We start from the raw sequence: 10,882 nt of genomic DNA, 5'->3' as shown, positions 1-10,882 counted from the left end.
ATGATCGGAGGTACCTTAAAAAAATTCCCTTTTTTCTCGGGTGCATTTTTAGTTGAATCATCAATGCTAAAAGAACTCTTCACCTCATCCTCCCTAAGGACACAACTAACAGGCACAACATGGCTTGTGGGTTCAATATCTTTTGTATCAAGCGAATTAAGCTTATCCATATATTCCAGGATTCTGTCTATCTGCAAGGTATAAAGTTCAATTTCATGAGGTTCAAGCTCAAGCCTTCCAAGATGAGCAACATATTCCACCACTTCTCTTGTGATCTTCATCTTACCTCACCCTTTATTTTGTTCACAGTTCACAGTTCACCATTTTACTCCGAACTCTGAACGCCGAACTCCGAACTTTAGTTAAAATCACCCGCATTCGGCTACTGCCTTTATTATATCACCCCTGGTTACAATGCCTATCACGTTATCACTTTCAACAACAGGTATTCTATTTATATGGTTCTCTACCATAATCTTTGCAACATTCTCAGCGGCTTCGGTAGGGGATACTGTAATTACATCTTTTACCATCACATCTCTCACAATAAGTTCCTGAGCACTCCCTCCAGACTTTAACCCCCTGAGAACATCTGTCTGGCAAACTATTCCAACGAGTTTTCCTTTTTCCACAACAGGCATGCCTGCAATATTAAAGAGTTCAAACTTGTTAATTATTACAGTAAGAGTTTCTGAAGGGTGACAGGTTACTACATTCTTGTTCATAATTTCTACTACTTTCATCTATACCTCCCTAAGATAACGCATTTGCACAAAGCGCCCTGGCCTCGCGCTACGAAGCCCTGGCCAAGACCTGCTTCCGCAGGCTTAGCAGGGCAGGCTATGCGCACAGCAAGTCTTTAAATGGGCTGCCCGAAAAGCAGCATCGCTTCTATATATTTCTGCAGGGTCTCCACTACCTTCATAGCCTTACGGAGTTTCTCCTGTTCTTCACTGCCAAGTATATCGGGTCTTAAATAGTTCGTACCCTTGCCGTCATTCACCTTATTATTAATCTGGTTCATTATCCTGAACTTAACAAGTACAAGGTAGGTTTCTATTAAGTCTCCCTCCATATCTCTGTTAATCACATTCATTTCCCTCAGCAATCGGATCCTTTTTAACGTATTTGTTTCATATATGCCGTTTGACAGTGCAGCCATTCTTACAGTCATTATAAGGGGGGCCCAACCTGTCAGCTTAATATTAAATTTGTCTTTATTTTCACCACTTTTTTCAGTCTTAAAATTGCCAAAAAAGCTTAAGGCGGTCGGCATTAAAACAGCAGACTGTATAAAATCTTTCATGACATGTTTATTTTCACTCAAAGAACTAAAAAAATCCTTCAAAAACATATTTGTCAACTCCTGGCTACCACTTATTGGACGGGCATCTGTTAAGATTATAACATCTAATGATTCAAAAATACCCTTTTCAAAGGTGAGTCTATCCTCAATTCTTTTTCTCCAATCCCCAATTGAGCCTCTCCATCTATCACTGGAAGGCATAACACCACCCTTGCACCTCTCAAATCCTACACTATGCAATCTATCTACAGCCTTTTTTGAAAACACCTCATAGTAATAGTCAAGGAGTTGCTTTGGGACAGGCATATTTTTCCCGCCATCATCCCCGTTACCCTTATAATGTTCATAACATTCCTTCCTGAGATAATCCGTCGCAAATATATCATTTTTCTCGTCATACACAATCATATTGTCCTGATCCGTTATCATTGTCTGTTCATCGCGGCCCTCACTACCAAGGCCTAACCATGCATAATCTGTTGGGGGACTGCCGAACCCTTCTTTTTCCATTTCATCTTCCACCATTTTCAAAACCCCAATGGTTATTCTGTCTCTTATTATACGAAACAGGTCATGGACATCAGAAACGTTATCCTCCTCTAAAAAAAACTTTTCCACCATTACCACTGCCCTTTTGTGACACTGCACAAGCTCCTCATAAGTGGTTGCTTTCTCAATTTTATCAATTATCAGGGAAGCAAGTTCTCCCTCAAAGGTCTCATAATCATTCAGCGAGGATTGAAGTTTATCCCGAAGACCGGCGATCATCTTATACCTATCCTGCCTGAGCAGTGTCTTGTCCTTCATGATTTCCCGATAATCAGATATGAATGTTTCTATAACTGAAAAATTTAGAGCCATTTAATTTCCTGACAATTTCTCCAAAACCTTTTTGCTCGCAATTAGTTTCCCCTTTTTCTCCTGTAACTCACTGTAATTTGATTCATTCTTCTTAACTACCTCAGGTGGAGCCTTTTCTATAAACAATCTATTGTTAAGCTTATTAAATAATCTTTCTATTTCCTCTTCTATCTTCACTAATTCTTTCTTAATTCTTCCAAGTTCAGCAGAGGTATCTATAAGGTCTTTTATCGGGACGAATACCTCAATCCCCTTATACACACCAATTGCAGCCTTCTTAGGCGCATTATTACCTGTGAAGGCAAGACGTTCAATCCTTGCTAATTCTCTAATGTAAAACTCATACTCCTGAAGCAGAGGTTGGTAACCATTTGCACGGATTATCACCTCAATCTTAACATTTGGAGCAATCCCTGTTTCCCCCCTTATGTTCCTTATCACATCCACAACCCCCATAATCATATCCATATGACCTTCGCTTTCTTCATCTACTTGAGCATCATCAAACACCGGAAAGGACGAAACCATTATGCTTTCATTCTCGGGATGGGGTAGTCGTTGATATATCTCTTCTGTAACAAAAGGCATCAGTGGATGCAAGAGCTTTAATATATCCAGCAGGGTTTCATAAAGTACTGATCTGGTTATACCATCATCATATTTTTTAACCTTCCCATAGAGGTTGGGTTTTATAAGTTCAAGATACCAGTCGCAGAATTCATGCCACACGAAGTTATAGAGAACATTCGCAGCTTCATTGAATTTATACGTATCAATATCTTCTTTCACCTCTTTTATAACCTTCTCTACCCTTGAACGTATCCATCTGTCTGGCAGGAATGATGATCTTTTTGTTGTATGGGTAAACGCAGGGTCTTTTAAAAATGTTAAAGCGAGTTTTGAGGCATTCCAGATTTTATTCACAAAATTTCTCACGCCTTCGATTCTCTCCTCAGAAAGAAGTATATCTCGACCCTGTGCTGCAAGCATTGTAAGAGAAAACCTGAAGGCATCCGTTCCGTATCTGTCTATCACTGATAAGGGGTCAATCACATTTCCTTTTGATTTACTCATCTTCTTCCCTTCAGCGTCCCTCACAAGGGCGTGAATATAAACCTCCCTGAAGGGTACATCCCCCATAAATCTGATGCCCATCATAATCATCCTCGCCACCCAGAAAAAAAGTATATCAAATCCTGTTATAAGGAGCGATGTCGGGTAAAAGGTCTTAAGGTCATCTGTATTGTCTGGCCACCCGAGGGTGGAAAAAGGCCATAGTCCTGAAGAGAACCATGTGTCGAGTACGTCTGATTCCTGTCTCAACTCTCCCTTACAATCCTCACATACACTCAGGTCCTCCACCGATACGTACGTTTTCATACATCTATCACAATACCAGACAGGTATCCTGTGTCCCCACCATATCTGCCGTGATATACACCAATCCTTGATGTTCTCCATCCACTCAAAGTAAACCTTCTCCCACATCTCCGGAATTATCCTTACCCTGTGGGTTTTTACGGCCTTAATCGCAGGCTCTGCCAGGGGCTTCATCTTTAAAAACCACTGTAAAGATAATGCAGGTTCAACAACTGTCTTGCACCTGTAACACTTTCCCACAGGCAGGGCATAGGGTTCTATCTTTTCAAGCAATCCCTTGGTACGTAATTCCTCAATAATCTTCTCCCTGCACTCAAACCTGTCCATCCCCCTGTAATGGACTGCGTTCTCGTTCATCTTTCCATCATCATCTATCACCTTTACCACCTGAAGACCATGCCTGTTTCCTATTTCAAAATCGTTAAAATCATGGGCAGGTGTAACCTTTAATACGCCTGTTCCGAAATCTTTATCTACATAGGTATCCCCTATAACAGGTATATGCTTTTCTACCACCGGGAGTATCACTGATTTTCCAATATATTTTTCGTATCGCTCATCCTGGGGGTTAACTGCGACAGCTGTGTCTCCAAGCATTGTTTCGGGCCTTGTAGTTGCAACAGTCAAATATCCATCTCCTTCTGCCAGCGGATATTTTATATAATAGAGGTAGCCCTTCGTTTCCTCATGCTCTGCTTCAAGGTCAGAAAGGGCGGTCTTACATCTCGGACACCAGTTAATGATATAATTGCCTCTATAGATCAACCCTTCCTGATATAATCTCACAAAAACTTCACGGACTGCTCGCGAAAGCCCCTCATCCATGGTAAAGCGCTCCCTTGACCAGTCACATGAACAGCCAAGCCTTTTCAGTTGTTCAATGATAATGCCGCCTGACTTTCTCTTCCATTCCCAGACCATCTCTATGAATTTATCCCTGCCAAGTAGTTCGCGTGTCAAACCTTCTTTGGCAATTTCCCTCTCAACTACATTTTGTGTGGCAATGCCTGCGTGGTCGGTTCCTGGTACCCATAATGTATTAAAACCGGCCATTCTTTTAAACCGCACAACAATATCCTGTAAGGTATTATTCAGTGCATGCCCCATATGTAACGAACCTGTAACATTCGGTGGAGGTATCACCATAGAGAATGGGGGGCTTGAAGAGCCATTTTCCGCTGTAAAGTACCCTTTCTCAACCCAAAACCTATACCATCTTTCCTCTATCTTATGTGGATTATAAACCTTTTCCATCATCTAAACTCCCTTCAGTAAAATGAAGAATTAAAAAATTAAGAATGAAGAATTAATTTCTTTCAGTTGTTAATTCTCCATTCTACATTCTCCATTATTTCTCTATACCGGCATCTTCCACGGCAATGGAAGAAAAAACTTTTCAAAAAGATTAAAGGCATATCTATCTGTCATGCCTGCAATAAAGTCGCATACACATATCGATTGCTCATCATAGAAATCCTTTCTGCCTGTTTCTTCAAGAAAGGCATCAGGGTTTTTTAAAAAATAATGGTAAAGGTCTTTTATTATCTTTGAACACTTTATAAAATCATTATGAACAATATGGTTATCATAAACCCTTTCATACAAAAAATCCCTGAGTTTTGCTATATGATATTCAAGCTCCTCACTGATACTTAAATTTAGATTCGTATTTTTTAATGTTTCAAAAATCACACCACGGACCATGCTGTCTATCCTTTTTGAGCTTGTTTTACCCATAAATTCTACACATTCTTTCGGCACATCTGACTCTGTGATAATGTTTCCCCTTGTTGCGTCATCAATATCATGGTTAATATATGCGATTATATCCGCTATTCTCACAACTTCAGCCTCTTTTGTAAAAGGCTTATCCTCTTCGTCTTTTATTATAATTTCCCCCTTGCCCTTTGAATGTTTTACGATACCATCCCTTACCTCAATCGTCAGATTCAAACCATTACCATCCTTTTCAAGCACATCAACAACCCTGAGGCTCTGTTCATAATGCCTGAATCCACCCTTATGTATCTCATTCAAAGAGTCTTCTCCTGCGTGACCAAAGGGTGTATGGCCAAGGTCGTGTCCCAAAGAAATAGCCTCAACAAGGTCCTCATTGAGGGATAAAGCCTTTGCAATAGTCCTTGCAATCTGGGCAACTTCAAGTGTATGGGTCAGTCTTGTTCTGTAATGGTCGCCTGCTGGAGATAAAAAAACCTGTGTCTTGTGCTTAAGTCTTCTAAACGACTTGCTATGCGTTATCCTGTCCCTGTCATGCTGAAATGCAGGCCTTATGTCACATTCGGGTTCAGGTTTGACTCTACCCCTTGTTTTACTGCTTTTTTGTGCAAAGGGAGATAATATGTATTCTTCCTTCTCTTCTAATCTATTTCTAATATTCATACAAATAAAGGCGCTCTTTCAAATGCTCTGGTGGTAAAAAACTTATCTTTGTTGATTCGTAATGTATCACAAGAATATAACTATTTCAATATACTTGCAAAACTATCATCTATTGCATATATTTATTAGAAAATTACGATTAAAGGGAGAATTGAATGGCTATTATTGATGATTTGAAGAAAAAAACCGAGGAAGGGCTAAAAACCCTGAGAGAGGCAGCCCAGGATATTGCATTTAATGTTGAAAAACAGGCAAAAATAGGAAAAAGGAAATTCATAGATATTACAAAAATCCAGAGAAACATGCAGAAATCATACATAGAAATAGGTGAATATGTTTATGAGGAATTTTCTCTGGGAAAAATCTTAAGCAAGGATGACCCGTTTATAAAAGAGAGAATAAACGGAATATTTAGGATGAAGGAAGAAATTAACGAGATAGAAGATGAGATAGATGCTATCCAGCGAATGCAACCACACAAACACGATGAAGAGCAGTAGGAAGTAAGGAGTAGGGAGGATGCAGCTAAATTCAGTAAGCAGTATGCAGTAAGCAGCAACTTCTTTTGACTTTTAATCTGTCTACTGCTTAGTGCCTACTGCATACTATATACTGTGTTGAACTACAGGTACTTCTTAATCAACACCTCTGCAATCTGGACTGCATTTAAGGCGGCACCTTTTCTTATGTTATCTGCCACAATCCACATGTTTAACCCATGGGGAATGGACTCGTCTCTCCTTATCCTTCCCACAAATGTTTCATCCCTGCCTGCTGCATGTATCGCCATGGGATATTTATTTTTTGAAGGATTATCAACTACCTTCACGCCAGGTGCCTTCCTCAGGATTTTTCTTGCCGTATCAGGACTCAAATCTTTCTCGAATTCAACATTTACGGATTCGGAATGGCCATAAAAAACCGGCACCCTTACCGTTGTCGCGGTAACCTGTATGCTATCTTCCATAATCTTTCTCGTTTCGTTCACCATCTTCATCTCTTCTTTCGTGTATCCGTTCTCAAGGAAGGCATCGATATGGGGGAGACAGTTAAATGCTATCTGGTATGGATATACTTTCTTCACAATCTCTTTCTGGCTGTATATAGCAAGTACCTGCTGTTCCAATTCATAGATTGCCTTTTTCCCTGTGCCTGAAACTGCCTGATACGTGGAAACCACAACCCTTTTAATTCTTGCAGCATCATGGAGGGGCTTTAATACGACCACCATCTGGATGGTAGAGCAGTTCGGATTGGCGATAATACCCCTATTTTTATATCCTGCAACCGCATGTTCATTCACTTCAGGCACCACAAGGGGAATATCGGGTTCCATCCTGAAGGCAGATGTGTTATCTATCACCACACACCCGCTCGCTGCTGCAATAGGTGCAAACTTCAAGCTTACTGCACCACCCGGTGAAAATAGTCCAATATCAATACCCTTAAAAGAATCCTCCTTTAATTCCTCTATTGGTAATCCCCTTCCTTTGAAGGTTAAGGTTTTCCCCACACTCCTTGACGAGGCAAGAAGGGTGAGCTTCCTTACAGGAAACCTTCTCTCTTCAAGTGTTGTCACCATCTCGTTGCCAACGGCACCGGTAGCGCCAACAACAGCTACATTATACTCTTTCATTTGATTCCTCCAGTTTCTTTTTAAGATAGTTTATCAATCCGCCCTCGTTAATAAGCTCTACCATAAAGGGCGGGATGGGCTTTGCCTTAACCTCTTTTTTCTTCCATCTTATAACCCCTTTAGAAAGGTCAACCTCTATCAATTCCCCTTCCCGAATGTCTTTCTCTATATCTGCCTCTAAAAGTGCAAGCCCCTTATTGAATGCATTCCTATAGAATATCCTTGCAAAACTTTTTGCTATTACAAGGGGTATACCGAGGGCAGATATGGCAATGGCGGCATGTTCCCTTGAAGAACCACAGCCGAAATTTAACCCCCCTACTATAATATCCCCCTTTTTCACTTCTTTATGAAATGAAGGGGATATAGGTTCCATGCAATGCTCCCCAAGTACCTTTGGATCTGTATATGCAAGATACCTTGCAGGGATAATCACATCCGTATCTATATTGTCTCCAAACTTCCAAACCCTTCCCTTCAATATCATAGGACCTCCGATTTAGCTCATGGTTCATAGCTCATAGTTCATAGGTTCTGCTCCTATCTATGAGCCATGAACTAAAGGCTACGAGCTAACAGCCATGAACTGATTTTATGCAACTTCATCCGGATGGGCTATCTCCCCTTTTATGGCGCTTGCTGCCGCAACTGCCGGGCCTGAAAGGTAAACCTCACTTCCTGGATGTCCCATCCTCCCAACAAAATTTCTATTTGTTGTGGCTACTGCCCTTTCCCCTTTGGCAAGCACACCCATGTGTCCTCCAAGACAAGGACCGCACGTTGGTGGTGATATTATACAACCTGCTTCAAGAAAAATCTCGAAATATCCACGCTTCATGGCTTCATAATAAATCTTTGGTGTGGCAGGGATAACAATGCATCTCGTATATTTTGCAACCTTTTTCCCTTTTAATATCCTGGATGCAACCTCCAGATCTTCGAGTCTTCCATTCGTGCAGGAACCGATTACAACCTGGTCAATATTTATATTTTTCAGGGCCTGTACATCCTTCACATTAGACGGGAGCGATGGACATGCAACATTTAACCCTACCTTAGCCACATTAATCTCAAAAACATCTTTATAGCGTGCATTGCTATCGCTCTCGAATAGAGTATAAGGTCTTTTCCCTCTCTCTTTCACATAGGCTATGGTGGTTTCATCTACCTTGAATATTCCATTTTTTGCCCCTGCCTCAATTGCCATATTGGCAATGGTAAAACGTGAGTCCATTGAAAGGGCAGATATGGCTTCCCCTTCAAATTCCATTGAGGCATAGAGTGCACCGTCTACTCCTATTGTTGCGATTATATGGAGTATAAGGTCTTTCCCCGTAACCCATCTCTGCCATTTTCCATAGCAGAGAAATTTAATGCTCTCAGGTACCTTGAGCCATATACGCCCGGTAACCATACCGTAGGTTAAATCCGTGCTTCCAACACCGGTGGAGAAGGCACCAAGTGCTCCATAGGTACAGGTATGGCTATCCGCTCCTATTACTAAATCGCCTGGTACCACAAGTCCCTCTTCCGGGAGGAGTGCGTGTTCAATACCACATGACCCTCCCTCATATAGATATTTTATGCCATACCTCTTTGAAAACTCCCTTATCTTCTTACAATTCTCTGCAGAAGGTATATCCTTATTGGGGGTGAAGTGATCCAGTACAAACACAACCTTCTCACGATCAAAAACCTTTTCAGCGCCAACCCTTTCAAATTCTTCAAGGGATAGCGGTGCTGTAATGTCGTTAGCGAGGGCAAGGTCAATCCTTGCATCAATGATTTCACCAGGCTCTACAACCTTTTTTTCTGCATGTGACGCAAGTATCTTCTCTGTGATAGTCATACCCATATTATTTCACCTCAACCCTTTTGTTTTTGATGTATTCAAGCCTGTTTAAGGCATTGATATACGCCTTTGCACTTGCCACAATGATGTCGGTATCCGCACCTTTCCCTATGGCAATAAGACCTTTTTCTTCGAGCTTCACAAACACCTCACCCTGAGCATCCATATCTTTCGTAATGGAATTAACGGAAAATTTTGCGAGCATACTGTTTGTCTTTACCATCTTCTTGATGATTTTGTACGTCGCATCAACGGGTCCATCTCCTACACCAACTTCCTGGTATGTGTTCCCATCAACCTCAAGTTTCACCGTAGCCGTAGGGATCGTCACATTACCGCAACTGACATTGAGGTATACGAGTTTGTATCTCTCAGGTACCTTGTATATTTCATCCATGATAATCATCTCAATATCTTCATCGTAGACATATTTTTTCATATCTGAAAGAGCCTTGAACCTCTTGAAGGCAAGGTTGAGCTCTTTATCATTCAGGGTATACCCGAGTTCTTCAATTCTGTCACGAAACGCATGCCTTCCTGAGTGCTTGCCAAGGACGAGGGAGCTTTTCGCTATCCCTACAGACTCGGGGGTCATGATTTCATAAGTCAACTTTGCTTTTAAAAGACCGTCCTGGTGGATACCTGATTCATGTGCAAAGGCATTCGCACCGACAATCGCCTTGTTTGGCTGAACAGAAACACCGGTGATAGAGGTTACCAATCTGCTTGTGGGGTATATCTTCTCAGTGACAATCCGTGTATCAGCGGGAAATATATTCTTGCGCGTACGCAGGATCATTGCAATCTCTTCAAGGGAGGCATTTCCTGCCCGTTCGCCAATGCCGTTAATTGTGCACTCTACCTGACGGGCACCGTTTTGAATAGCGGCAATTGAGTTTGCAACCGCAAGCCCCAGGTCATTGTGACAGTGTACACTGATGATGGCCTGAGAGATGTTAGGGACATGTTCTTTGATATAGCGAATGAGTTTGCCAAATTCATCAGGCACAGCATAGCCAACCGTATCAGGAACATTGACAGTAACAGCCCCTGCATCAATAACCTCGGCAAAGACACGGCACAGGTAATCCCAATCGCTTCGGGTCGCATCCATGGCAGAGAACTCAACATTTGGCGTGTACTTCTTTGCCCGCCTCACGGAATTGACAGCAATCTTTAAAACCTCATCCCTGCTTTTCCGAAACTGATGTTTGAGATGGATATCGGAGGTCGAGATAAACGTATGGATCCGTGGCTTCCGGGCATTCTTTATCGCTTCCCATGCCCGGTCAATATCCATATCATTTGCCCTGGCAAGACCTGCAACCTCACTATTCTTGATAATACCTGCAATCTGCTTGACTGCGTCAAAATCACCGTCAGAGGCTATCGGAAAGCCTGCTTCGATGATATCAACGCCAAGGATTTCAAGCTGCCTGGCAACCCG

At 41.7% G+C, this 10,882-nt stretch carries 10 protein-coding genes; 1 reads left to right on the top strand and 9 read right to left on the bottom strand.

What is annotated here, in order from left to right; all coding sequences use genetic code 11:
* The 5 genes from gatC to NTU69_02040 form a co-directional block, all read right to left on the bottom strand.
* The coding region (gene gatC / locus NTU69_02060; protein MCX5802312.1) for an Asp-tRNA(Asn)/Glu-tRNA(Gln) amidotransferase subunit GatC at window positions 1–281 on the bottom strand (281 nt) is incomplete at its 3' end.
* An 87-nt stretch (window positions 282–368) separates the two neighbouring features.
* Window positions 369–743, bottom strand: coding sequence for a CBS domain-containing protein (locus NTU69_02055; GenBank protein ID MCX5802311.1), 375 nt, complete (start codon window positions 741–743; stop codon window positions 369–371).
* Between the two features lie 116 nt (window positions 744–859).
* The gene (locus NTU69_02050; protein ID MCX5802310.1) at window positions 860–2,167 is read right to left on the bottom strand and encodes a DUF294 nucleotidyltransferase-like domain-containing protein; all 1,308 of its coding nucleotides are present in this window, start codon (window positions 2,165–2,167) and stop codon (window positions 860–862) included.
* Window positions 2,168–4,804: a valine--tRNA ligase gene (locus NTU69_02045; protein ID MCX5802309.1), complete on the bottom strand. Its 2,637-nt coding sequence runs from the start codon at window positions 4,802–4,804 to the stop codon at window positions 2,168–2,170.
* Window positions 4,805–4,903: 99 nt separating this feature from the next.
* Complete coding sequence (locus tag NTU69_02040) at window positions 4,904–5,947, bottom strand: deoxyguanosinetriphosphate triphosphohydrolase (protein ID MCX5802308.1); 1,044 nt, start codon at window positions 5,945–5,947, stop codon at window positions 4,904–4,906.
* Window positions 5,948–6,102: 155 nt separating this feature from the next.
* Between NTU69_02040 and NTU69_02035 the strand changes: the two genes are divergently transcribed.
* Window positions 6,103–6,447 (top strand): hypothetical protein, encoded by a 345-nt coding sequence (locus NTU69_02035; protein MCX5802307.1) that lies wholly within the window; start codon window positions 6,103–6,105, stop codon window positions 6,445–6,447.
* 122 nt (window positions 6,448–6,569) lie between these two features.
* On the opposite strand, the gene NTU69_02030 is transcribed toward NTU69_02035, so the two are convergent.
* From NTU69_02030 to NTU69_02015, 4 genes are all read right to left on the bottom strand, one after another.
* Window positions 6,570–7,583: an aspartate-semialdehyde dehydrogenase gene (locus NTU69_02030; protein MCX5802306.1), complete on the bottom strand. Its 1,014-nt coding sequence runs from the start codon at window positions 7,581–7,583 to the stop codon at window positions 6,570–6,572.
* The gene (locus tag NTU69_02025) at window positions 7,570–8,070 is read right to left on the bottom strand and encodes a 3-isopropylmalate dehydratase small subunit (GenBank protein MCX5802305.1); all 501 of its coding nucleotides are present in this window, start codon (window positions 8,068–8,070) and stop codon (window positions 7,570–7,572) included. Before NTU69_02025 ends, NTU69_02030 begins: the two co-directional genes overlap by 14 nt.
* Before the next feature lie 105 nt (window positions 8,071–8,175).
* A complete protein-coding gene (gene leuC, locus NTU69_02020; GenBank protein MCX5802304.1) occupies window positions 8,176–9,438 on the bottom strand; it encodes a 3-isopropylmalate dehydratase large subunit in 1,263 nt (420 codons plus the stop codon).
* 1 nt (window position 9,439) lies between these two features.
* Window positions 9,440–10,882: 2-isopropylmalate synthase (locus NTU69_02015; GenBank protein MCX5802303.1), on the bottom strand; the 1,443-nt coding region annotated here is incomplete at its 5' end.

The sequence above is a fragment of the Pseudomonadota bacterium genome, from assembly GCA_026388215.1.
GTDB lineage: Bacteria > Desulfobacterota > Syntrophorhabdia > Syntrophorhabdales > Syntrophorhabdaceae > JAPLKF01.
Note: the sequence above shows the minus strand (reverse complement) of the source record. Positions and strands in the feature narration are given on the sequence as shown.

What these genes read in the sequence shown, in the direction of transcription:
- NTU69_02055 (MCX5802311.1), bottom strand. Translation starts at nt 743, where the DNA reads ATGAAAGTAGTAGAAATTATGAACAAGAATGTAGTAACCTGTCACCCT.
- NTU69_02050 (MCX5802310.1), bottom strand. Translation starts at nt 2,167, where the DNA reads ATGGCTCTAAATTTTTCAGTTATAGAAACATTCATATCTGATTATCGG.
- NTU69_02045 (MCX5802309.1), bottom strand. Translation starts at nt 4,804, where the DNA reads ATGATGGAAAAGGTTTATAATCCACATAAGATAGAGGAAAGATGGTAT.
- NTU69_02040 (MCX5802308.1), bottom strand. Translation starts at nt 5,947, where the DNA reads ATGAATATTAGAAATAGATTAGAAGAGAAGGAAGAATACATATTATCT.
- NTU69_02035 (MCX5802307.1), top strand. Translation starts at nt 6,103, where the DNA reads ATGGCTATTATTGATGATTTGAAGAAAAAAACCGAGGAAGGGCTAAAA.
- NTU69_02030 (MCX5802306.1), bottom strand. Translation starts at nt 7,583, where the DNA reads ATGAAAGAGTATAATGTAGCTGTTGTTGGCGCTACCGGTGCCGTTGGC.
- NTU69_02025 (MCX5802305.1), bottom strand. Translation starts at nt 8,070, where the DNA reads ATGATATTGAAGGGAAGGGTTTGGAAGTTTGGAGACAATATAGATACG.
- leuC (MCX5802304.1), bottom strand. Translation starts at nt 9,438, where the DNA reads ATGGGTATGACTATCACAGAGAAGATACTTGCGTCACATGCAGAAAAA.